Annotated in this window: 5 protein-coding genes; 1 reads left to right on the top strand and 4 read right to left on the bottom strand. The window is 72.0% G+C overall.

The window, feature by feature from the left end:
- Window positions 1-22: 22 nt before the first annotated feature.
- On the top strand, window positions 23-16,876 hold the full coding sequence (locus JRI60_RS38880) for a non-ribosomal peptide synthetase (RefSeq protein ID WP_239469978.1): 16,854 nt from the start codon (window positions 23-25) through the stop codon (window positions 16,874-16,876).
- 186 nt (window positions 16,877-17,062) lie between these two features.
- On the opposite strand, the gene JRI60_RS38885 is transcribed toward JRI60_RS38880, so the two are convergent.
- From JRI60_RS38885 to JRI60_RS38900, 4 genes are all read right to left on the bottom strand, one after another.
- Window positions 17,063-17,887, bottom strand: a complete 825-nt coding sequence (locus JRI60_RS38885) for an outer membrane lipoprotein-sorting protein (RefSeq protein ID WP_204221073.1) — start codon at window positions 17,885-17,887, stop codon at window positions 17,063-17,065.
- Entirely contained in the window at window positions 17,887-19,185 is a 1,299-nt protein-coding gene (locus tag JRI60_RS38890) for an ABC transporter permease (RefSeq protein ID WP_204221074.1), read from the bottom strand. The genes JRI60_RS38885 and JRI60_RS38890 overlap by 1 nt, the downstream gene beginning before the upstream one ends.
- A gap of 4 nt (window positions 19,186-19,189) precedes the next feature.
- On the bottom strand, window positions 19,190-21,157 hold the full coding sequence (locus tag JRI60_RS38895) for an FtsX-like permease family protein (RefSeq protein WP_239469979.1): 1,968 nt from the start codon (window positions 21,155-21,157) through the stop codon (window positions 19,190-19,192).
- Between the two features lie 176 nt (window positions 21,158-21,333).
- Window positions 21,334-25,257, bottom strand: a complete 3,924-nt coding sequence (locus tag JRI60_RS38900; RefSeq protein WP_239469980.1) for an SDR family NAD(P)-dependent oxidoreductase — start codon at window positions 25,255-25,257, stop codon at window positions 21,334-21,336.
- Between the last annotated feature and the right edge of the window lie 58 nt (window positions 25,258-25,315).

Here is a 25,315-nt window from a genome sequence, read left to right on the forward strand (position 1 = left end):
CCGCAACACGCTGACTCTCCCCATGACCTCGCGAAAAGACCTCGACCAGCTGACGCCGGGTGAAAAGCGCGCGCTGCTCAAGCAGATGCTGGAGCGGAACAAGCCGGCCGCCAGCTCCGGCACGCCCAACGTCGTGCGCGACGCGGGGCCGGTACGGCGTCCCTCCCACGAGCCGCCCGTTCCCTCCTTCGCGCAGGAGCGCATGTGGTTCCTGCACCAGCTCTCGCCCGGCTCGGCGGCCTACAACGTGGCCCGGGCGGTGGAGCTGAGCGGCGCCATCGACGCGCGAGTGCTCGAAACGGCCCTGCGCCAGATGCTCGCGCGCCACACCGCGCTGCGCTCCGTCTTCCCCTCCTCCGAGGGCCGTCCCCTCCTGTCCTTCCAACCGGTGCCCTCGCACGTGCTGGACACCGAGGACCTGTCCTCCCTGGCCGACGCCGAGCGCGAGGCGCTCCTGTCCCGCCGACTGCACGAGGAGTCCACGCGTCCCTTCCAGTTGGAACAGGGACCGCTCTACCGCTTCCGCCAGCTGCGCCTCTCGCCCCAGCGGCACGTCTTCCTGCTGGTGCTGCACCACCTGGTCGTGGACGGCTGGAGCCTCAACGTGCTGATGCACGAGCTGGGCACGCTCTACACCGCGCTCGTCCGCCAGCAGGTGCCCCAGCTGCCCGTGCCTCCGCTGGAGTACACCGACTTCGCCGCCTGGCAGCGCTCGCCCGCCGTCGCGGCCCGTGAGGCCACCCACCTGGAGTACTGGAAGCAGCGGCTCGCCGACGCGCCCGCGCTGCTGGAGCTGCCCACCGACAAGCCGCGCCCCGCGGTGCGCTCGGACCTGGGCACGCAGACCGAGCCGGCCGCGCTGCCGGCACCACTGGCCGCGGCGGTGCGCGCCTTCTGCCGCGAGCAGCAGGTGACGCCCTTCACCGTGTTCTACGCGGCCTTCACCGCGCTGCTGCACCGGTACTCGCAGCAGACGGACCTGTGCGTGGGAACACCCGTGGCCGGCCGCTCGCACCTGACGGTGGAGGGCGTGGTGGGCCTCTTCGTCAACACCGTGGTGCTGCGCGACACGGTCTCTCCCGCCACCTCCTTCTCCGCCCTGCTGGCCCAGGCGCGCGAGACGACCCGCGCCGCCTACTCGCACCAGGAGGCCCCCTTCGAGCGCGTGGTGGAGGCGCTCCAGGTGGAGCGCAGCCTCGGCCGCACTCCGCTCTTCCAGGTGATGTTCGACCTGTACCAGGAGGAGCGCTCGCTCGCGGATGCCCTGTCCGGGCTCGGCGCGCGCCCGGTGCACGTGGACACCGGCACCACCCAGTTCGACCTCGGCCTCACCGTCATCGAGAACGCGGCCGGCTTCTCGCTCTCCGTGCAGTACAGCACCGAGCTGTTCGAGCCCGCCACCGTCCAGCGCTTGCTGGGCCACTACGTCCGGCTCCTCGAGCACGCGGTGACGGCGCCCCTGACGTCCGTAGGCGAGCTGCACCTGCTCTCCTCCGCTGAGCGCCAGCAGGTGCTCCACGCCTTCAACGACACCGAGCGGCCCTTCGACGCCGAGGCCACCGTCGTCTCCCTCTTCGAGGCCCAGGTGGCGCGCACCCCGGACGCTCCGGCGGTGGTGGCCCCCGAGGGCACGCTCACCTTCCGCGAGCTCGCCACCCAGGCCTCGCGCCTCGCCGCGCACCTGGCGGCCGCGGGGGCCGGGCCAGAAGAGGTGGTGGGCCTGTGCCTGGAGCGCTCACTCGACGCGGTGGTGTCGCTGCTGGCCATCTTCATGAGTGGCGCCGGGTGCCTCCCCCTGGAGGCTTCCCACCCGGCGGCCCGCCGCGCGGCGCTGCTGCGGCAGTCCGGCGCGCGGCTCGTCGTCTCCCGGCCCGGGCTGTTCTCCGGGGTGGAGCTGGAGGTGCCCCTGGTGTCTCCAGACGTGCGGGTCCGCGAGGCCGTGCCTTCCACGCCCCCCCTGCGCGCCCGCGCCGAGCACCTCGCCTACCTGCTCTACACCTCCGGCTCGACGGGTGAGCCCAAGGGCGTCGAGCTGACCCACCGCAACGTCGTCCACTGCTTCGCGGCCTTCGACCCGTACTACGAGACGCATGCCGGGGACCGCTGGGCCTCGTCCGGCAGCCTCTCGTTCGACATCCACCTGGAGGAGCTGCTCTTCAGCATCACCCGCGGCGCGAGCACCATCCTGCGCGAGGTGGGTCCGCTGGGGCTGGGGCGCGACATCCTCCGGTACGGCATCACGCACGTCGTCATCACGCCCTCCTCGCTGGCCACCGCGCTGGAGGAGCCCGGCGCGCTGGAGGCCTTCCGCTCACTCAAGGTGCTCGTCACCGGCGGCGAGGTGCTGCCGGACCCTCTGGTGCAACAGCTCGCGCTGACGCGGACACAGCTGATCAACACCTACGGCCCCACGGAGACGAGCATCAACGTCGCAGCGGAGCGGACGCTGCCCGACCGGCCCGTGCGCCTGGGGCGTCCGCTGGACCGGTGCCGGCTGTACGTCCTCGACGGGCGCGGAGAACCCGTGCCTCCGGGAGTGCCCGGCGAGCTCTACATCGGCGGCACACCGCTGGGGCGGGGCTACCGGGGCCGATCGGACCTGACGGCCGAGCGCTTCGTCCCCGATGCCTTCTCCGGCGTCCCCGGCGCCCGGCTCTACCGCACGGGCGACCGCGTCCGGTGGAACGACGATGGCACCCTGAGCTTCCTGGGCCGCACGGACTTCCAGGTGAAGGTGCGCGGCGTGCGCATCGAGCTGGAAGAGGTCGAAGCCGCCCTCCTGCGCCAGCCCGGAGTCCGCCAGGCCGCCGTGGTGGTGCGCGGCCGAGGGCGCGACACGCGGCTCGACGCCTTCCTCGTCCTGGAGGGAGAGTCCGCCCAGGCGGCGAAGCGGCTCCGGGAGGCGCTGGGGCGCACGCTGCCCGAGGCCATGGTGCCCTCGCGCTTCGCCGTGCTCCCGGCCCTGCCCTTCACGACGAGCGGCAAGGTGGACAGGAAGGCCCTGGCGGCGCTGCCCGTGGAGGAATCGGCGGGGAGCGACGAGGGCGAGGGCCAGCCTCCGCGCGGGCCCGTCGAGGAACTGCTGACACAGCTCTTCCGGCAGGTGCTCGGCCTGGAGAAGGTGCGGCGCGAGGACGACTTCTTCCACCTGGGAGGCCACTCGCTGAGCGCCACGCGTCTGGTGGCCCGCGTGCGCCAGTCCTTCGGCGTGGAGCTGCCGCTGAGCGCCATCTTCGGCTCGCCCAACGTGGCGGGGCTGGCGCGTGAGGTGTCTCGTCTCCAGGGCAGCGCGGACGATCTGCCCGCCCCCACCGCGCGTCCGGCCGGAGAGGAGCCCGTGCTCTCCTTCGCCCAGGAGAGCATGTGGTTCCTGCAACAGCTCCAGCCGGACTCGACCGCCTACCACATGGCCGAGGCCGTGGAGCTCCAGGGCGAGGTGCGGGAGTCGGCGCTGGAAGAGGCCCTGCGGCGAGTGCTGACGCGCCACCCGGTGCTGCGCACCACCCTTGCCACTCACGAGGGGCGCCCGCGTCCTCGCGTCCAGCCAGTGCCCGAGCGGGTGCTGCGGGTGGAGTCCCTGGCCGACGTGTCCGACGTGGCCGGGCTCGAGGCCCACCTGCGGGCCCGGATGCGCGAGGAGATGGAGAGGCCCTTCCTCCTGGAGACAGGGCCGCTCCACCGCTTCGTGCTGTGGCGGCTGGAGCCCCGGCGTCACGTGCTGTTGCTCGTCTTCCACCACCTGCTGGTGGATGGCCTCTCCCTCGGGCTCGTGCTGCGCGAGCTGGGCCAGGCCTACGCCTCCCTCCTCCAGGGACAGGCGCCCGCCACGCCCCCACCGCACCTGGAGTACTCGGACATCGCCGCCTGGCAGCGCTCCGCGCCGGTGCGCGCCCGGGAGGACCGTCAGCTGGAGTACTGGCGGCGGCAGCTGGCCGATGCGCCTCGCCTGCTGCAACTGCCTACCGACAGAACGCGTCCTCCCGTCCTCTCCGATACGGGTGGCTCCACCTCGCGCCTCCCCCTGTCCCCCGCGCTCGCCCAGGCCCTGGGTGCCCTGTGCCGCCAGCACCAGGTCACCCCCTTCATGGCTTTGTACGCCGCCTTCGCCGCCCTCCTCTCCCGCTACTCGGGCCAGGATGACCTGTGCGTCGGCACTCCCGTCGGCGGCCGCACCCACCCGGCCACCGAGGACGTCGTCGGCCTCTTCGCCAACACCGTGGTGCTCCGCACCCGCCTCGAGCCGGCGGCGACCTTCTCCGACCTGCTGGCCCAGGTGCGCTCCACATCGCTAGAGGCCTTCGCCTGCCAGGACGTCCCCTTCGAGCGGCTCGTCTCCCAGCTCGGCGTGGAGCGCAGCCTCTCGTACGCGCCACTCGTGCAGGTGGCCTTCGCCTGGAATCACGCGGGCCGCCCGCTCTCGGAGGAGCTCCCAGGTCTCGAGGCCCGTTCCCTCCCGGTGCCCTCCACCGCCGCCAAGTTCGACCTGGCCCTCGTCGTTCATGAAACCGGCGCCAACGGCCTGGAGCTGGAGGCGGAGTACCGCTCCGAGCTGTTCGAGGCCACCACGGTGCAGCGGATGTTGGAGCACTACGTCCAGCTCCTCTCTCACGCGCTGCGGGTGCCCACCAGCCGCCTCGGAACGCTGAACCTGCTCTCCGAGGACGAGCGCCACTTCGTCCTGCGTGCCTGCAACGACACGCACCGGTCCCTGTCCTCTGACGACACGGTCGTCTCGCTCCTGTCCGCTCACGCCCGGCGCACGCCTCACAAGCCCGCCCTCTCCTTCGACGGCGGCCAGTGGTCCTATGCCGAGTTGGACTCGCACACCCACCGTGTCGCGCGCGTGCTGGCTGCCCAGGGCGTCGGCCCCGAGTCCCTCATCGCTCTCGTCGGCCCCCGCTCCGAGGCCACCGTCCGCGCCGTCCTCTCCATCCACAGGGCTGGCGGTGCCTTCCTTGCCCTGGAGTCTCGGCTCCCCCCGGCCCGCATCGCCCAGGTGCTCGCCGAGAGCCGCGCTCCCTTCGCCCTCTCTCTCGGTGACTCCGACTCCCTGCTGGCCGAGGCCCTCTCGCGTCTACCCGCGCATCAGCGCCCTCGCCTCCTCTCCCTCTCCGGCTGGGAAGCCCAGAGCCACGAGCCCTTGGCGCGGCGTGACTCCCCCGACTGCCTGGCCTACGTCCTCTTCACCTCTGGCTCCACTGGCGTCCCCAAGGGCGTCATGATCGACCAGCGCGGCATGCTCAACCACATCCTGGGCATGCAGCTCTCCCTCGGCTTGTCCTCCGAGGAGGTGCTCGCGCAGACGGCCGCTCTCAGCTTCGACATCTCCGTCTGGCAGATGCTGGGCGCCTTCGCCCTGGGCGCCACCACCTGGCTCTTCCAGGACGAGGTAGTGCGTGAGCCCGTGCGTCTGGCCCATGCCCTGGAGTCCGCTGGCGTCACCTCCGTGCAGCTGGTGCCCTCCGTCCTCCAGTCCCTCCTCGAAGACGGCCAGCTGCCCTCCTTCTCCCGCCTGCGCCGCATGGTCACCATCGGCGAGGCCCTCCCTCCTTCCCTCTGCCGCTCCTGGTTCTCCCTCTTCCCCTCCATCCCCCTGCACAACGCCTACGGCCCCGCCGAGGCTTCCGACACCGCCACCGTCCACTCCCTGCATGCAGCGCCCTCGCGCGCCAGCACCCCCATCGGCACCCCCAAGGCCAACATGGAGGTGTACGTCCTGGACGACTCCCTTCAGCCCGTCCCCGTCGGCGTGGTGGGTGAGCTCTTCATCGGCGGCGTCGGCGTGGGCCGTGGCTACCTCAACCGCCCGGAGCTCTCCGCCGAGCGCTTCCTCCCCCACCCCTTCTCCTCCTCCCCTGGTGCCCGCCTCTACCGCACCGGTGACTTGGGCCGCCGCCTGCCCGACGGCACTCTGGAGTTCGTCGCCCGCGCCGACTTCCAGGTGAAGGTGCGCGGCATGCGCATCGAGCTGGCGGAAATCGAGTCGGCCCTGCTGCGCTTGCCCTCGGTGCGCTCGGCGGTGGTGATGGCTCGCGAGCGCCGTCCCGGCGACAAGTACCTGGTGGGCTTCGTCGTGGCCGAGCCGGGCAATAGTGAGGCCTCGCTGCAACAGGCCCTGGGCCGTGCTCTGCCGGGCTACATGGTGCCCGCGCGCTTCGTGCTGCTGGAGTCCCTGCCCCTCAGCCCCAACGGCAAGGTGGACAGGAAGGCCCTGGCCGCTCTGCCCGTGGAGGAGTCGGTGGGCACCGCCGAGGGTCAGCCTCCGCGCGGGCCTGTCGAGGAGCTGCTCGCACAACTCTTCTGCCAGGTCCTCGGCCTCGACAAGGTCCTGCGCGAAGAAGACTTCTTCCACCTGGGCGGCCACTCGCTGAGCGCGACGCGGCTGGCGGCTCGTGTGCGCCAGTCCTTCGGCGTGGAGCTACCGCTCAACACCGTCTTCGGCTCACCCACCGTGGCGGGCCTCGCTCGCGAGGTGTCTCGGCTCCAGGGCAGCGCCGGGCAGGAAGTACCGGCGCCCTCGCCTCGCCCGGCTGGTACGGCCCCCGTGCTCTCCTTCTCCCAGGAGCGCATGTGGTTCCTGCAACAGCTCGCTCCAGAGTCGGCGGCCTACAACGTGGCCCGAGCGGTGGAGCTGAGCGGCGCCATCGACGCGCAGTTGCTCGACACGGCCCTGCGCCAGCTGCTCGCGCGCCACACCGCGCCGCGCTCCGTCTTCCCCTCTTCCGAGGGCCGCCCGCTCTTGTCCTTCCAGCCGGTGCCCTCGCGCGTGCTGGACACCGAGGACCTGTCCTCCCTGGCCGAAGCCGGGCATGAGGCGTTCCTGTCCCGCCGCCTGCACGAGGAGGCCTCGCGCCCCTTCCAGCTGGAACAAGGGCCGCTCTACCGCTTCCGCCTGCTGCGCCTCTCACCCCAACGCCATGTCTTCCTCGTGGTGCTGCACCACCTGGTCGTGGACGGCTGGGGCTTCAATGTGCTGATCCAGGACCTGGGCGCCCTCTACACCGCGCTCAGCCGTCAGCAGGTGCCCCAGCTCCCGGCGCTGCCCCTGGAGTACTCCGACTTCGCCGCCTGGCAGCGCCTGCCCGCCGTCGCGGCCCGTGAGGCCACCCACCTGGAGTACTGGAAGCAGCAGCTCGCCGGCGCGCCTCCGCTGCTGGAGCTGCCCACCGACAGGCCTCGGCCAGCCCTCCGGACGGACAAGGGCGCACTGGCGAGACCGCTCCCACTGCCCCCCGCCCTCGCCCAGGCGCTGCGCGCCTTGTGCCGCGAGCAGCAGGTCACTCCCTTCATGGCCCTGTACGCGGCCTTCGCCACCCTCCTCTCCCGCTACTCGGGCCAGGACGACGTGTGCGTCGGCACTCCCGTCTCCGGCCGCGCCCATGTGGCCGCGGAAGGACTCGTGGGCCTCTTCCTCAATACCGTGGTGCTGCGCACCCGCCTGGGTGCCGCGCGCCCCTTCGCGGAGCTGCTGGCCCAGGTGCGCGAGACCACTCTGGCCGCACACGCGCACCAGGAGGCCCCCTTCGAGCGCGTCGTCGAGACGCTCGGTGTGGAGCGCAGCCTCGATCGGACTCCGCTCTTCCAGGTGATGTTCGACCTGTACCAGGAGGAGCACACGTTGGCCGAGGCGCTGTCCGATCTCGGCGCACGCCCTGTGCACGTGGACACCGGCACCACCCAGTTCGATCTCTACTTCAGCGTCGCCGAGAGCTCCGCCGGCTTCGAGCTTTCCCTTCAGTACAGCGCCGAGCTGTTCGAGGCCACCACGGTGCAGCGGATGTTGGAGCACTACCTCCAGCTCCTCTCCCATGCGCTGCGGGCTCCCACCGCTCGACTCGACTCCCTGCGCCTGCTCTCCGAGGACGAGCGTCACTTCGTCCTGCGTGCCTGCAACCAGACCCATCACCCTCTGGATCCACGGGACACGGTCGTCTCGCTCCTGTCCGCTCACGCCCAGCGCACGCCTCACAAGCCCGCCCTCGCCTTCGACGGCGGCCAGTGGTCCTATTCCGAGTTGGACGCGCACACCCACCGTGTCGCTCGCGTGCTGGCGGCCCAGGGTGTCGGCCCTGAGTCCCTCGTCGCCCTCGTCGGCCCCCGCTCCGAGGCCACCGTCCGCGCCGTCCTCTCCATCCACAGGGCTGGCGGCGCCTTCCTTCCCCTGGAGTCTCGGCTCCCCCCGGCCCGCATCGCACAGGTGCTCGCCGAGAGCCGTGCTCCCTTCGCCCTCTCTCTCGGTGACTCCGACTCCCTGCTGGCCGAGGCCCTCTCGCGTCTACCCGCGCATCAGCGCCCTCGCCTCCTCTCCCTCTCCGGCTGGGAAGCCCAGAGTCCCGAGCCCCTGCCTCGCCGCGACTCCCCCGACTGCCTGGCCTACGTCCTCTTCACCTCTGGCTCCACCGGCGTCCCCAAGGGCGTCATGATCGACCAGCGCGGCATGCTCAACCACATCCTGGGCATGCAGCTCTCCCTCGGCTTGTCCTCCGAGGAGGTGCTCGCGCAGACAGCCGCTCTCAGCTTCGACATCTCCGTCTGGCAGATGCTGGGCGCCTTCGCCCTGGGCGCCACCACCTGGCTCTTCCAGGACGAGCTGGTGCGCGAGCCCGCGCGTCTGGCCCATGCCCTAGAGTCGGCCGGCGTCACCTCCGTGCAGCTGGTGCCCTCCGTCCTCCAGTCCATGCTGGAAGACGGACAGGCCTCCTCCCTGCCCTCCTTCTCCCGCCTGCGCCGCATGGTCACCATCGGCGAGGCCCTCCCTCCTTCCCTCTGCCGCTCCTGGTTCTCCCTCTTCCCCTCCATCCCCCTGCACAACGCCTACGGCCCCGCCGAGGCTTCCGACACCGCCACCGTCCACTCCCTGCATGCAGCGCCCTCGCGCGCCAGCACCCCCATCGGCACCCCCAAGGCCAACATGGAGGTGTACGTCCTGGACGACTCCCTTCAGCCCGTCCCCGTCGGCGTGGTGGGTGAGCTCTTCATCGGCGGCGTCGGCGTGGGCCGTGGCTACCTCAACCGCCCGGAGCTCTCCGCCGAGCGCTTCCTCCCCCACCCCTTCTCCTCCTCCCCTGGTGCCCGCCTCTACCGCACCGGTGACTTGGGCCGCCGCCTGCCCGACGGCACTCTGGAGTTCGTCGCCCGCGCCGACTTCCAGGTGAAGGTGCGCGGCATGCGCATCGAGCTGGCGGAAATCGAGTCGGCCCTGCTGCGCTTGCCCTCGGTGCGCTCGGCGGTGGTGATGGCTCGCGAGCGCCGTCCCGGCGACAAGTACCTGGTGGGCTTCGTCGTGGCCGAGCCGGGCAATAGTGAGGCCTCGCTGCAACAGGCCCTGGGCCGTGCTCTGCCGGGCTACATGGTGCCCGCGCGCTTCGTGCTGCTGGAGTCCCTGCCCCTCAGCCCCAATGGCAAGGTGGACAGGAAGGCCCTGGCTGCCCTGCCCGTGGAGGAGTCGGTGGGCACCGCCGAGGGCCAGCCTCCGCGCGGGCCCGTCGAGGAGTTGCTCGCACAGCTCTTCTGCCAGGTCCTCGGCCTCGACAAGGTCCTGCGCGAGGACCATTTCTTCCAGTTGGGAGGCCACTCGCTGAACGCGACGTGGCTGGTGGCCCGTGTGCGCCAGTCCTTCGGCGTGGAGCTGCCACTCAGCACCCTCTTCGCCTCACCCACCGTGGCCGGACTGGCACGTGTCCTGACCGGACTACAAGGCAGCGCGCTGCACGAGGTGCCAGCGCCCTCGCCGCGCCCTGCCGATGCGCCCCCCGTGCTCTCCTTCTCCCAGGAGCGCATGTGGTTCCTGCAACAGCTCCAGCCAGACTCCAGCGCCTACCACATCACGGAGCTCGTGGAGCTGGAGGGCGAGCTGCGCTCCTCCGCTTTGGAAGAGGCCCTGCGGCTGGTGCTGACGCGCCACCCGGTGCTGCGCACCACCCTCACCGCCCATGAGGGGCGCCCGCTGCCCGTCATCCAGCCGCTGCCCGCGCAAGTGCTGCGGACGGAGTCCCTGGAGGACGCTCCCGATTCCGAGGCCCTCCTCCTCTCGCGCCTGCGCCAGGAGATGGACAGGCCCTTCCTCATGGAGGCCGGCCCTCTCCACCGCTTCTGGCTGTGGCGGCTCTCGCCCCGGCGCCACGTGCTGCTCGCCGTCTTCCACCACCTGCTCGTCGACGGGCTCTCCCTCTCCCTCTTCCTGCGTGAGCTCGGCCAGGCATTCTCCGCCTTCAGCCAGGGCCAACAGCCCTCGCTCCCCGCGCCCGCCTTGGACTACTCGGACGTGGCGGCCTGGCTGCGCTCGCCCGCGCTCGCCTCCCGCGAGGAGCGGCAACTGGAGTACTGGACCCGGCAACTGACCACCGCGCCCCGCCTGCTCCAGCTGCCCACCGACAAGCCCCGCCCCTCCGTCCTCTCCGACAAGGGTGGCTCCACCTCGCGCCTGCGCCTGCCCGACTCACTCGCCCAGGCCCTGGGTGCCCTGTGCCGCCAGCACCAGGTCACCCCCTTCATGGCCCTGTACGCCGCCTTCGCCGCCCTCCTCTCCCGCTACTCGGGCCAGGACGACGTGTGCGTCGGCACTCCCGTCTCCGGCCGTACCCACCCGGCCACCGAGGACGTCGTCGGCCTCTTCGCCAACACCTTGGTGCTGCGCACCCACCTGGAGCCCTCCGCCTCCTTCTCCGCGCTCCTGTCGCGGGTCCGCACCACCGCCCTCGAGGCCTTCGCCCACCAGGACGTCCCGTTCGACCGGCTCGTCTCCCGCCTCGGCGTGGAGCGCAGCCCCTCGCACGCGCCGCTCGTCCAGGTGGCCTTCGCCTGGAACCACTCCGCGCACGCCCTGGCCGAGGCCCTGCCCGGCCTCTCCGTCCGCCACCGCTACCTGCCCGTCACCGCCGCCAAGTTCGACCTGGCCCTCGTCGTCCAGGAGTCCGGCTCCTCGCTGGAGCTGGAGTTGGAGTACAGCGCCGAGCTGTTCGAGCCCTCCACGGTGCAGCGACTGCTGGAGCACTACCTCCAGCTCCTCTCCCACGCCCTGCGGGCCCCCGATACCCGCCTCGATTCCCTCCGCCTCCTCTCCGAGGACGAGCGCGAGCGCGTGGTACGGGTCTTCAACACGCCCCCCCGTCCGCTCAACACCCGCGCCACCTTCGCCGCCCTCTTCGAGGCCCAGGTGGCACGCACGCCGGAGGCCACGGCCCTCGTCGCGCGTGACGGCGCGCTGACGTACCGGGAGCTGGACGCGCGAGCCACCGCGCTCGCCCGGCATCTCGCCTCGCTGGGAGCGGGCCCCGAGTCCGTCATCGGCGTCTGCCTGGAGCGCACCACCGAGCTGCTCGTCTCGCTGCTGGCCGTCCACAAGGCGGGCGCGGCCTACCTGCCCCTGGAGATTTCACACCCGCTCGAGCGCCGCATCGCCCTGTTGCGCAACGCGGGCGCACGCGCGGTGGTGGCGCGTCCCGAATCCTTCCCCGAGGCGCTCCCCGCCATCGCGCACGTGACGCCCGAGGCCCAGAGCACCGAAGCCGCGCTCGGAGCCGCCGAGCCGGAGAACCTCGCGCTGGTCCTCTTCACCTCCGGCACCACCGGCGAGCCCAAGGCCGTCGAGCTCACCCACCTCAACCTCTGCCACCTCTTCGAGGCGGCCGATGCCGCGTACCCCACGTGCCCGGGTGACATCGTGCTGGCGGCCATCTCGGTGGCGTTCGACGTCCACGTGGTGGAGCTGCTCTATCCGCTGGCACGGGGCGCGACGATCATCCTGCGGGAGACCGGAGCCCTGGGGCTGGCCCGGGACATCGTCCACCACCGGGCGACACACCTGATGGCCACCCCGTCCGTGGTGACGGCAGCGCTCGACGAGCCGGAGGCACCCGAGGCCTTCCAGCGGCTCTTGTTCCTCCAGCTCGGAGGCGAGGCCCCTCCCGAGTCGCTGGTGCGCCGGCTGGCGGGAGGCCGGGTCCAGCTGCTCAACGGCTACGGCCCCAGCGAGACGACCTGCATCACCACCCTGCACCCGATGCGTCCGGGCGCGCCCATCCGGCTGGGGCGTCCGCTCGACCGGGTGCGCGTGTACGTGCTCGACGCGCTCGGCCAGCCGGTTGCCCCCGGCGTGCCGGGAGAGCTTCACATCGGCGGCGAGGGCGTCTCACGCGGCTACCACGGGCGCCCGGAGCTGACGGCCGAGCGATTCGTCCCCGACGCCTTCTCCGGCGTCCCCGGCGCCCGGCTCTACCGCACGGGTGACCGCGTCCGGTGGAACGCCGATGGCACCCTGAGCTTCCTGGGCCGCACGGACCTCCAGGTGAAGGTGCGCGGCATGCGCATCGAGCTGGAGGAGGTCGAAGCCGCCCTCCTGCGCCAGCCCGGAGTCCGCCAGGCGGCGGTGCTCGCGCGCCAGCGTCACCAGGAGACGCGCCTGGAGGCCTTCATTACCTACGAAGGGGACGCCCCCCGTGCGGAGGAGACGCTGCGCGGGGCGCTGACTTCGGCGCTCCCAGGAGCGATGGTGCCCTCGCGCATCGTCGTGCTCGACACGCTCCCCCTCAAACCTACGGGCAAGGTCGATCGCCAGGCCCTGGCCGCGCTGCCCGTGGCGGCTCCAGCACCGCGGCCCGCGGGCGAGCCCCCGCGCGGGCCAGCGGAGGAGCTGGTGGCCGAGCTCTTCCAGCGGTTGCTGGGCGTCGAGCACGTAGGGAGGGCGGGCCACTTCTTCGAGCTCGGCGGCCACTCGTTGAGCGCGGTACAGCTCGTGGCCTCTCTGCGTCGGGCCTTCGGCGTGGAGCTGCCGCTGAGCACCCTTTTCGCGGATCCCACGGTGGCGGGACTCGCCGCCCGGCTCGGCACCGCGCCCCGGCGGCGGGAGGAGCTACGGCCATCCGGCCCCCGCCCGGCACGCGTCCCCGCGTCGCTGGTGCAGGAGCGGCTCTGGTACGCACTGCAGCTCCCGGAGGCTCCGCCCTATGTGGTGGTGCTCGGACTGGTGCTCGAGGGCCCGCTCGACAGCGCGAGGCTGGAGGCGGCCCTCTCCACGGTGGTGGAGCGCAACGAGACGCTGCGCTCCACCTTCTTCCAGGAGGGAGAGACCGTCTTCGTACGCACGGGTGAGGTGTCCGGACCGCTGCTCGCGCGGACGGACCTCTCGCACCTGCCTTCCGGAGAGGCCCTGGCGGCGGCGCGGGAGCGCGCGACCCGACACGACCACCAGCCCTTCGACGTGGCGCATGGCCCGCTGTACCGCTTCGAGCTGCTCCAGCTGGACGCGACGAGGACGCGGCACGCGCTCCTCGCGGCGGTGAGTCACCTCGTAGTGGACGGGCTGGGGCTGCGGGCCCTGCTGGACGAGGTGGCGGCGGCCTACCGTGCGCCGCTCGCGGGCGAGCCGTCCGCGCGGCCGGCCGACTCCGTGCAGTACGCGGACTTCGCCCTCTGGCAGCGGCGGCCCGAGCACCTGCGCCAGATGGAGGAGAGCCTCGAGTCCTGGAAGCGGGCGCTGGCGCACGCGCCGACGGTGCTGGACCTGCCGCTGGACTTCCCGCGCCGGGCCCCCGCGCTCAACGCCAACATGCGGCCGGTGCGGCTGTCGCTGCGGCCCGGGGACGTGGAGGTGCTCCGAGGGCTGGCCCGGAGCGAGGGCGTCTCCACCTTCACCGCCGTGCTGGCGCTCATGCAAGCATGGCTGCACCGGCTGAGCGCCCAGCCGCACGTGGTGGTGGCCTCGCCGTTCTCGGGGCGCACCCTGCCCGAGACGGAGCACCTGGTGGGCTACTTCACCCAGGTGCTGCCGCTGTGCACCGACGTGTCGGGAGAGCCCTCCTTCCGGGAGTTGCTGAAGCGGGCCCTCGGCGTCGTGACGCACGCCACGGCCCACCAGGAGGTGCCCTTCAAGCGCATCGCGGACACCGTCCAGCCCGACGCGGATCGCACCGCCCCCCCGCTGGCCCAGGCGCTGCTGCTGCTCGACTCCATCGGCACCCCGGGCTTCGAGGGGCTCGCGGCATCGGACCTCGCGGCCGAGGGCGTCATCCCGGCCTATGACGTGGTGCTGCACCTGGTGGAGAAGCCCGGGGGCGTGATGGACGGGGACCTCGCCACCGACAGCGCCCTCTTCACGCGGACGACGTCTGAGCGCATGGCCCGCGCCTTCGAGCAGCTCCTCGCCGAGGCCGTGCGTGCCCCGGACGTGCCGCTCTCGCGCCTGTCCCTGCTGTCGGCGGAGCAGCGCGCGCGGGTGCTGGAGGCGCTCGACGGCGGAGCCCAGGACGTGCCCGCCGGGGCCTGCGTGCACACGCCCTTCGAGGCACAAGTGCGCCGCACGCCCGAGGCTCCCGCCGTCTCCCACGGCGCCACCACCTGGAGCTACGCGGAGCTCAACGCCCGGGCCAACCTCCTGGCATCCCGGCTCCTCGAGCAGGGTCTGCGTCCCGAGGAGCGGGTGGGCGTGGTGATGGAGCCCTCCGCGCAGGGCCTGGCGGTGCTGCTCGGCATCCTCAAGGCCGGTGGCGCCTACGTGCCGCTCGATCCGGGCTGGCCGGAGCCGCGCAAGCGCGTGGTGCTGGAGCGCGCCGGGGTGAAGCGCCTCTGGGTGGACGCGGAGCTGCTGGAGGCACACGCCACCCTCGTGCCCCTGGTGGAGGTGCCGCCACAACCGGAGCGGGTGCCGGGAGAGCTCGGCCCCGGGCCCCGGACGGTGTCCGACGCGCAGCTCGCGTACATCATCTTCACCTCTGGCTCCACCGGCGAGCCCAAGGGAGTGATGGTGGAGCACCGCTCGGTGGTCAACCACAACCTCGCCATCGCCGCGCGCTTCGGCCTGCGCCCTGGCGACCGGATGTTGCAGTTCGCCCCGCTCAGCTTCGACGCGGCGGCCGAGGACCTGTACCCGCCGCTCGCGGTGGGCGCCACGGTGGTGATGCGCAGCGGCCTGCTGCCGGCACACACGATGACGCCCTACCTGGAGCAGGAGGGCATCACGATCATCAGCCTGCCACCGACGTACATCGAGGAGTGGATCCGGCAGATGGAGGCCCTGGGACAGCGAGTGCCCTCGCGGCTGCACCTGCTGGCCCCCGGCGGCGACGTGCTCAAGCGCGAGACGTTCGAGGCCTGGCAACGCGTGGGAGGCGCGCACGCGCCCTGGGTCAACGTCTACGGCCCCACCGAGTGCACCATCACCTCCGCCACGTGCGACATCCCCGGCGCCGAGGGCGTGGGCACCGACGCCACCTTCCCCATCGGCCGCCCCATCCCCCGCGTCCGCTTCTACCTGCTCGACGAGCACCTGCAGCCTGTGCTCCCGGGGTTGCCGGGCAAGGTGTACATCGGTGGCGCGGCGCTCTCGCGTGGCTACCTCGATGCGCCAGACCCGACGGCCGAGCGCTTCGTGCCCGATCCGTTCGCGGGCGTGCCCGGCGCGCGCATGTACCACACAGGTGACCTGGCCCGGCTCCAGCCGGACGGACGGCTACGCTTCCTCGGACGTGCGGACCACCAGGTGAAGATCCGCGGCTTCCGCATCGAGCTGTCGGAGATCGAAGCCTGCCTGCGGCGCTTCCCGGAGGTGGAGGAGGCGGTGGTGGTGGCCCGTACCTCGGCGGCGGGCGTGCAGCAACTGTGCGCCTACGTGCAGGCACCGGCCCCGGTCCGGGCGGACGCGCTCCGCGCGCACGTGGCGGAGCGGCTTCCCCAGTACATGGTGCCCGCGGCCTTCGTCGTCCTGGAGAAGCTGCCCATCAACAACAACGGCAAGGTGGATCGTCATGCCCTGCCGGATCCGGACGCGATGGCGGCCCCCGCTCCCGTGGCGGTGGAGGAGCCCGCCTCGGCGAAGCTGGAGACGCCCTTCCGCTCGACGCTGGAGATGCGGCTGCAGCGGCTGTTCAGCGAGGTGCTGCGCCAGCCGACCATCAAGCCCGAGGATAACTTCTTCGAGCTTGGCGGCGACTCCATCCTCGCCATGCGGCTGCTGGGGCGGATGGAGGAGGAGTTCGGCGTCCCCGTGCCGCTGGCCGCGCTCTTCCAGTACCCGGTGTTGAAGGACACGGCGGACGCGGTGCGCGAGCTGCTGGCGGAAGGAGAGACCTCCTCGAGCGTGGTGCGCCTGTCCGGCCCCGGCACCCCGGCCGAGGCGCCTCCCCTCTTCCTCTTCCACCCGGGTGACGGCGAGTTGCACCACTACCGCCACCTCGCGCCGCTGCTGGAGCCGGGCTTCCGCGTCTTCGGCATCCAGGCTCCGGAGACGCTGTCCGGGCGCACCTTCGCCAACTTCGACGAGCGCATCACGGCGTATGTGAAGGACCTCCAGGCCGTGCAGCCCCACGGGCCCTACCGGCTCATGGGGTACTCGTACGGTGGCTATCCCGCGCTCGGTGTGGCGGCGGCGCTCGAGGCGGCGGGCGAGCGGGTGGAGCTGCTCGCCATGCTCGACACCCTCACCTTCGAGACCATCGACGTCATCGCGCCGACGCGGGTGGATCCCGCCCTGCTGGTGGCCGAGGAGTTCGGCGTGCTCGACGAGGAACTGCGGCGCGAGCTGGCCCCGCTGGCTCCCGAGACGAAGTGGGACGTGGTGGCGGCCCGAGCACGCGCGAAGGGCACCGCGGCGAGCCACTTCGAGGGGAAGGACCTCTCCCGGCTCTGGCACATCCTCGGAGAGGTGCTGGTGCCGCAGGTGCGGAGCTGGAAGGTGCCTTCGCTCCCGGGCTCGCGGCTCCTGCTGCTGCGCGCCGAGGCCACGCAGGCCCAGGACGAGACGCTCGGGTGGGGCCGGTACGTGCCGCGAGAGCGGATCGACGTGGTGACGGTACCGGGCGCCCACTTCAGTGCCCTGCAACCCCCGGGCGTGGAGGCGCTCGCGGAGCGGCTGCGCGCGGTGCTGGCGCGGACGCTGGATTAAGGGCCGAGCGAGGACCTGCTCGTGTTCCGCATGCTCCCTCTCCCTCTGGGAGAGGGCGGGGGGTGAGGGTATGGGGAGCACCCGGGTTGCCCCTGTGCTCTGTCACACAAGTGGGGGCTCTGGAACAAATACCCTCACCCTAGCCCTCTCCCAGAGGGAGAGGGGACATCCACGGTGAAGACTCCACTAGCGGATGCGGCCCTCGAGCCAGGACTTGGTGAAGATGTTGGGGCTGAGCGGAGCCAGCTCCACCTGCTCGTACTTCACCACCATCTGGGTGCCCTCCTCCTCCTCCAGCTCAAGGACCTCCTTGTAGTGGTAGACGGTCTGGCCGCTCACGGGGTCCTTGAGCCGCTGGTAGCTGCGGATGATGTCGGTGCGCAGCGTCTTGCCCGAGGGCGCGTACCCCACGCGCTTGACGATGTTGTGGTCGGGGTCCACCCAGAGCCGGAGCATGGGGAAGTTGACCTCGGCCTCGGGCTTCGCGGTCAGCATCAGCTTGCGGTAGGCGGTGCCGTTGATGGTCTCCTCGCCCTCGTCCTTGGCCTCGTAGTCCTCGGAGAGGCGGGAGCGGTCGAAGTCGCCCTCGCAGGCGATGGTGCCGATGATGTTGGCGCGCCGGGTGGTGCGCTCCCACTGGCCCACGGCGACGTTGTACTCCCACAGGTTCTTGCCGATGCGCAGGTAGCCACCGCCGGCCATGTTCCGGGGCTGGGTGATGAGGAAGAGCAGGTCCTGCGCCGAGTCGCGGCGGTAGACGTTCATCTCGAACGCCTTCTCGACACCGTCCTTGCGGATCTCCCGCATGCGCACGATGCCCTTGTAGTCACTGGCGAAGCCCATCCGCTTATCGATGATGCGCAGGAGCTCCGCCGGGGAGGCCTTGCTGGTGGCCTTCTCGGCCGTGGCGGCCTTCTCGACGTTGGCGACCTTGTCGGCCGCGCCCGCCAGGGCCGGCTGCAGCAGGGCGAGTGCCAGGACACACGAGGACACCAGGGCACGTGGCTTCATCACAGGGACTCCATGGCGGAACGAGGAGGGAGGGCGGCGGCGCGGGCCGCCGGGAGGATGGAGGCGACCCCCGCCCCGAAGGTGACGAGGAGCACCGCGAACAGGGCCTCACCCAGGCGCGGCTCCAGGGGCAGGGTGCCGCTGAAGAACAGGCTGGCCATGGCCTCGGGCAGGGAGAGGGCCCCCTGGAGGAGCGCGCACAGGGCCGTGGCCACGAACGCCCCCACGAAAGAAGCCGTCAACCCCAACAGCAGCCCCTCCAGTACGAACAGGCCCACCACGGACGTGCGCTGCATGCCCATGGCGCGCAGCGTGCCGATCTCCCGCGTCCGCTCGCGCACGGCGACGTTGAGGGAGACGAACAGGCCCACGATGACGACGGCGAGCACGATGAGCGCCACCAGCACCGTCAGCGCCGCGAGCCCATCCGTCACGAAGGAGAGGAAGGCGGACTCGTCCTCCCAGGTGCTGACGTCGAGCCGCTGGCCCGCCCAGCCCTCGCGCAGCAGCGGGGCCAGCTTGTCCCCGAAGGCCTCATGCGTGGCCGGCAGCACCTCCAGCTTCGCGTCGCGCAGCGCCTGGCGCAGACCGGAGCCCAGGGCGTCGATGTCCACGCCCTCGCCGCAGGAGAGCTGGAGCACTCCGGCGGCCTCGGGCCGGTAGCCGCCCAGCTCGCGCAGCGTGGCGTTGGAGACGAGCACACCCGAGGTCTCCCCCAACAGTCCGGCGCGCTCGGTGATGGCCACCACCTCCACGTCGAGCGCGTTGCGCTTGCCGCCCACCGTCTGCGCGAAGAGGCTGGCCACGTCCCCCACCTTGACCCGCAGCCGCCCGGCGAGCTGCGTGGAGAGGACCACCGTGCGCGGCCGGTCCAACCCCTCGAGCGCGCCCTCCTTCACCTTGAAGAGGCGCAGGGCGTCCTTCTCGCGGGAGACGTCCAGGCCCACCACGAAGGAGCGCGCCCGGTAGCGGCCCGCGCCCGCGGTGAGCTGGCCTCGCCCGCGCTCGCGCAGATGGCACACCGCGGGCACGAGCGGCTCGACCACGGCGCGCACCTGGCGGGCGTCGCCGATGACCGGGGAGATGGTGTCGGGGTGCACCTTGAAGAAACCACCGACGTTGAGGTCCCCGCTCAGGAACGTCGTCACGGCCTCGCGCTGCGCCGAGGCGACGCCGGTCTTCAGGGCCATCATCCCGACGAGCACCGCGCTGGCGCCGGCGATGACGCCGAAGAGCAGCAGGCCGCGCTCGCGGTGGAGGAAGAGGTTGCGCAGGGCGATGCGGAAGAGAGCCAGCATGGTGTCAGCCCTCCCCCTGACGCATGGCCGCGAGCGGGGTGACCGCGCTGCCGCGCCACGCGGGCACCAGCGCCGCCCCCATCACCACCCCCAGCACGCCCAGCCCCACGGCCAGCACGTGCCACGCCTCCAGCTGCGGGTACAGCACCGGACCTCCGAGGAAGAACTGCAGTGTGTCGTCGTGCACGGCGAGGCCCTGGCCCATGAGGCCCTTCAGCAGGGCGGCCCCGAGCCCGATACCGAGTACGCTGCCGGCCCCGCCCAGGAACAGCCCCTCCAGCAGCAGCCCGAGGAACACCTGCCGGCGCTGCATGCCCACCGCCCGCAGGGTGCCCACCTCGCCCACCCGCTCGCGTGCCAGCAACAGCAACGTGCCGGTGGACACCAGCAGCACGAAGAGCCCGAGCAGCAACGCGATGACCAGCAGCAACACCTGCGTCATCGCCACCACGCCGCTGATGAAGCCGCCCACCTGCTGCCAGTCCGCGGTGGTCAGGGGCAGGCCCTTGTCGCTCACGAGCTGGCGGATGCGCTCGGCCACTTCCTCGGGCGTCGCTCCGGGCTTCAGCACCAAGGCGGCCTGCGGGATGCCGCCCGACAGCAGCTCCTCCTCGGTGAAGCTCGGCGAGAGCCCTTCCGCCCGCTCGAAGACGGGGGCCTCGCTGCCCGTCGTCTTCACCTCTCCGTCGACGATGGCCGGCGGAGCGAACGCGTCCGTGGACAGGCTCCCGGTCCCGCCAGCCAGGCCGAACGAGTCGATGAGCCGCCGGGCCTCCTCCGCCTCGGCCCGGGTCTGCCGGCCCGACAGGTGGCGCACGGTGACGAGGTCCATCAGGCTGGTGCTGTTGACGCGGCTGGTGTCGCCACCGAGCCCGCGGAAGCGGAACGTCCCCCAGACCTTCACCGGGACGCCGCCGCCGATCCCCAGCAGCCCCTTCACCACCAGGGTGTCCCCTGGCCGGATGCGGTACAGCGGGAGATGGGGCGCGAGCGCGTCATGGAAGAGGCGGTAGCGCGCATCGAAATTGCCGTCATCGAGCTTCAGGAACTCCGTGAGCAGCGCATCCAGCTCGCCCTCGTGGCCCAGCTGGCGCGCGAGTTCCGCCCGCAGCGCGGTGGCCCGCTCCACGTCGAGCCGCGCCAGCAGGTCCGGAATCTCCGCGACGTTGCGCTCCACCTGCGTCCGCAACCGCTCGTCGGCGGCGAGCGTGTTGCCCCGCTCGCGCTCGCGCCGCACCTCGTCCAGCCGGGACGCCATGGGCAACTTGAAGGACTGCTCGTAGAGGGCGTGCCCCAGCAGGATGCCGCGGCTGCCCGGAGGAGGCATCTGCCCCTGCACGAGCTCGAAGCGCGGAAACGCCCTCGCGAACCGCGGCAGCTCCGAGCCCAGGTAGTCCACGAAGAGCGTCTCGCCCTCGCCCACCTGCTTGGCCACGCGGTTCTCGAGGAACTCGAGGACCGGCAGGGGCTCGGTGGAGAAGCGCTCCCAGAAGCGCTCCGAGGTGGCCTCCTCCAGCGCACGCTGATCCTCCCGCGACTCCTCATCGCTGGCGAACGCCTCCTCGCGCCGGCGCGCGTCCCCGGCCACCCGCTGGAGGGTGCGCGCCAGGTCCTCGGCGAGCCTCCGCAGCCGGGCCTCGCGCTCCAGAGAGGCGGGCTCGCGCACCACGGCGCGCACCGCGGCCAGCTTGTCGTCCAGGTAGTTGCCGCGGAACACCGTGGCCACCCCCGTCTCCAGGGGCACCACCTCCCCCACGCCCTCCACACCGCGCAGCAGCGTCTCGGTGGAGGCGTAGTCGGGCAGCGGCAGCAGCTCCGGAGGGCCACCGGGCCCCACCATCATCTGGGGCGGCTCGGTCGAGCCGGAGTGGTACACCTGCAGGTCTCCGGCCCCGCTCTCGATCATGCTGCGCCGCGTCCCGCCATAGACGGCCTCCACGAGCGCGAACCCAACGGTGAGCAGAGCCGCCATACCGGCCGCGAGCAGGCCGACGATCCAGCTGCGAGGACGAGACCTGACGCTCCGCAGAGCGAATGAAATCAGCATCACGGATGAAGCCTGCCCGGGGGCCCGTGGGGGGGAGGAAACGGGCCTGGCACGGCTTCCCGGACTCTAAGGAACCGGACCGGCTGAAACAAGCCGCCGGCTCAAGAGGGCTGGAGCGCGCTCAGCAGCAGGCTCACCTGGGCATCGGAGAGCTGAGACACGTCCAGCTCGTTCGGGTCCACCATGGAGCGCAGGTGGCCCACGAGCTCGGAGACCGAGGGGTGCTCGAAGAGCGCCAGCTCTCGCAGCCGCAGCCCGGTGCGCTCGTTGATGCGAGCCACCACCCGCGTGGCCTGCAACGAGCTGCCACCGAGGGAGAAGAAGTTCGAGCGGCCTCCCACCTCGTTCACGCCGAGCACCTCGCGGAAGGCCTCCACCACCACTTCCTCCAGGGGCCCCAGGGGACCGCCCGTGGCCTCACCGAAGGCTTCCGCGGCGAGCGCCGCCCGGTCGATCGTCCCATCGACGAGCCGGGGGAGCCCGGGCACTCCATGCGGCACGGCATCGGCCCCGGCCACCAGAGCGGGCGCACCGGCCTCCTGGGTGACGAAGACATGGGCCTGCTCCAGGGGTACACCCGCTCCCAGGCCGGCGGCACGCCAGGGGAGCGCCGAGCCCTCCACCCCCACCAGCACGTGCGAGGCCCCCGACTCGATGGCGAGAACAAGGGAGGCCAGCGCCTGGGAGGGCTCCAGCATCCGGTAGCCCGGAGGAGACGCCATCAGGTCTCGCGCCATACCCGTCGCCCGGATGGAGCTGAAGGACACGGCCAGCGCCCGCCGGCCCTCCGCCACGAGCGCCTCCGCGAAGCGCTCGACGAACCCGGAGGCGGCGCAGTAGCTCGCATGCAGCCCCGCCCCGAGCGTCCCCATGAGCGAGGAGGCGAAGACGAGCACGGCCTCTGGCCGCGCCGCGAACGCCTGGGCGATGGCCAGGGCGCCCATCACGTGTGCCGAAGCCCCGCGCACGAGCGCCTCGGGCGTCTGTGCGCCGAGCGACAGGGACTCCAGGGTACCGGCGAAGTGGAAGGCGCCGTCGAAGGCACGGCCGGCGCGGGCCTCGGCCTGACGCACCACCTGGCCAAGCGCCGCCGCGTCCGTGACGTCCACCGGCACGTACTCCGAATCCCCGAGCTCGCGCACGAGCGCCTCGGAGACCGCGTCCCGCTCACGGCGCCCCACCAGGAGCAGGCGGGCACCGAGGCTCCGCCGCAGGTGACGGGCCCAGGCCTGCCCCACCCCACCGAGCGCGCCCGTGACGAGGTACAGCCCTTCCCGCTTCAGGCTCCGGGGAGAGTCCACCTTCCGAGGCACCCAGGAGGAGAACGCGCGCTCCAGCCGCAGACCCTCGCGGTACGACACCTCACGCGCGGCGCGAAGCCCCTCGAGCTCCGCGGCCACGCACCGGGCCACCTCCTCCGGCGAGGCAGAGCACCAGACGAGCCGTGCATCAAGGCCCGCCACCTCCGCCGCCGCGGACCAGAGCAGGCCCGGTATCAGCAGCGGGCCCACCGCGGAGTCGGAGGCGGATTCGAGGCGCGGAGCCACCACCCGCAGTTGCACCGGCGCGCCCTCCACCCTCGGGGCCAGGGCCTGCACCAGACGCAGCAGCGGCGAGATGGCCTCCACCGGCGCCGCCCGGCCCGCCACGTACACGACATCCTCGAAGCGCTGTCCCTCCGCGGCGAGCGCCTCGAAGGCCCGCCCCACCTCGTCGGCCAGAGCTGGACCCGGCTCCACGCACACCACGCGCCGCCGACCGGAGAGCCGCTCACGCAGAGGGGCGGAAAAGGCCGCACCGGCCACCAGCAGCAGGGAACCCGCGGGCGACACCTCGCTCGCGGTCACCTGGAGGCTCGACACCCACCGGGGCACGGCCAGGCAGCGGGGCAGCGTCGAGGCACCACCGAGGAGCCGCTCCGCCTCGCGCCTCTCGGCGGCCAGCTCACCCGCCTCGAAGCGGCGCCGCAGCTCGGTGCGCCCCCGCTTGCCCAGCTCCGTCTTGGGCACCTGGTGCTTCGCGAGCGGCACCAGATAGCCCACCTGCACCCCGAGCGCCCTCGCCACCGCCTCCCGGATGGAGCGCAGCAACTGCCCGAGCGGCGGCGCGTCCGGCATGGGCACGAAGAAGACGAGCACCTCGTCCGTCTGTGTGCCCCCGACCCGCGTGGGGCAGGCCACGGCGAACGATGGCAACACACCGGGCACCTGCTCCACCACGGATTCGATCTCCTGGGGGTAGAGGTTGTTTCCGTTGATGATGAGGACTTCCTTCTGACGCCCCGAGATCGCCATCTCGCCCTCGCGGAGGACGGCCATGTCGCCGGTGCGGAACCACCCATCCGCCGTGAAGGACTTCGCGTTGAGCTCGGGGTCGTCCAGGTACCCGGCCAGCACGGCGGCCCCGCGCACCTGGAGGTGGCCCACCGTGCCCTGGGGCACCACGACGTCCTGGTCGTCCACGACCCGGAGCGAGGAGCCGGCGGGGGGTGGGCCGAGCTGGACGTGAGGCTCTCCCGGGTGGGTGCGCACCCCGCGCGTGAAGGTGAAGAACGACGTGGTCTCGGCCATGCCCCACGCCGGGCAGAGGGCATCGGGCCGCAGCCCATCCTGGAGGAGCGGCTGGGTGAAGCGGTGCATCGTCTCGGCGACGATGGGCTCTCCGGCGCAGGACAGCACGCGCACGCGCGAGAGCTTCCACGCGCGGCGCTCACCCCGGGCGAGCCGGTCCGCGACGAGGCCATAGGCGAAGTTGGGGGCCCAGCTCATGGTGGCACCGAACTCGGTGAGCAGGTCCAACCAGCGCAGCACGTCCACCAGCACGAAATCCCTCGCGACGAGCACGTGCGAGGTCCCCGCGCGCAGGCTGACGAGGTGGGGGTAGGCCGTGCCGGCCACGTGGTCGAGCGGCATCCAGCTCAGGCCGAGGTCCTCTTGCGAGTACCAGCCACCGGCCAGGGTCGCGTCGCACATGGCCAGCAGGTTGTCTTGCGAGAGGACCACGCCCTTGGGCCGCCCGGTGCTGCCCGAGGTGAACGACAGCACGGCGGGAGAAGACGGAGACAACGCAACGGGCTGGCCGGCGGCCGAGCGGTCCAGCGAGGAGAGCGCGACGGCGCGCGGACCCAGCGCCGAGAGCACAGGGGCGGCCTGGGCGTTGGTGAGCACGAGCGGACCGCCCAGTCGCTCCGACACCGAGAGGATCCGGGCGATGCTGGCGTGCGACCGATCGAACGAGGCCGGCCAGGCCATCGGCACCGGCACCACGCCTCCGAGGGTACAGGCCCAGAAGGCGCGCACGTAGTCGCCGGGACGATCCATCAGGAGGATGACGCGCTCGCCAGTCTTCACGCCAAGGGAGCCCAGCCCGCCCCAGAGCCGGAGGGCCTCCTCCCAGAGGTCCGCGTACCGAAGCGTCTCTCGGCCACCCTCCACGTCGATGAAGGTGACGGTGCGATCGGCGTGGACCCGAGCCGCGTGCCGCAACAGCTCCCCGAGTGTCGTTGCCGCGCCCGGGGCACCGCGCCTCGGGCCTCCCTCCAGGAGTGACGGGCCCGCCAGCTCCGAACTTCCATCGGCGGCCGGGCCAGGGATCGCTGTCGTGGCGGAGAGGGCCGCGCCCGTCCTGGGACGCAACGACTCGGGGAGCAGCTCGTCCAGCGGGTCGAACCGCTCCTCGTGCTGCCTCGGGCCCGACAGCGCCACGGCCTCGCGGCCAGCCTGATGGAACCGGGCCTCCAGGTGCTGGAGGAAGGCGGGAGTGGCGGGTGTCAGCCGCGAGAGCGCCTCGCGATCGGGCTCGCCCGAGTCGAGGATGGGAATGGCGTCGATCAACGCGACACACGGGGTCTGTTCGCCCAGACGCTCGCGGAGCAGCGCCTCCAGCACTCCCGAACGGATGGCTCGCCGCGGCACGACCCAGGCCACCGCCGTCGCGCCTTCGCCCACCACACAGACGTCCTGGACGTGGGAGTCGCTTCGAAGCACCTGCTCGACCGCACCCGCCAGCATCGTTCGAGAACCCATGACAGGGGATGGTAGCGCACGCTCCAGCGGCGCTGGAAACGGGCCGGGGTGCGGTTGC

It is taken from the genome of Archangium violaceum (genome assembly GCF_016887565.1).
GTDB lineage: Bacteria > Myxococcota > Myxococcia > Myxococcales > Myxococcaceae > Archangium > Archangium violaceum_B.

What these genes read in the sequence shown, in the direction of transcription:
- JRI60_RS38885 (WP_204221073.1), bottom strand. Translation starts at nt 17,887, where the DNA reads ATGAAGCCACGTGCCCTGGTGTCCTCGTGTGTCCTGGCACTCGCCCTG.
- JRI60_RS38900 (WP_239469980.1), bottom strand. Translation starts at nt 25,257, where the DNA reads ATGGGTTCTCGAACGATGCTGGCGGGTGCGGTCGAGCAGGTGCTTCGA.
- JRI60_RS38890 (WP_204221074.1), bottom strand. Translation starts at nt 19,185, where the DNA reads ATGCTGGCTCTCTTCCGCATCGCCCTGCGCAACCTCTTCCTCCACCGC.
- JRI60_RS38880 (WP_239469978.1), top strand. Translation starts at nt 23, where the DNA reads ATGACCTCGCGAAAAGACCTCGACCAGCTGACGCCGGGTGAAAAGCGC.
- JRI60_RS38895 (WP_239469979.1), bottom strand. Translation starts at nt 21,157, where the DNA reads ATGGCGGCTCTGCTCACCGTTGGGTTCGCGCTCGTGGAGGCCGTCTAT.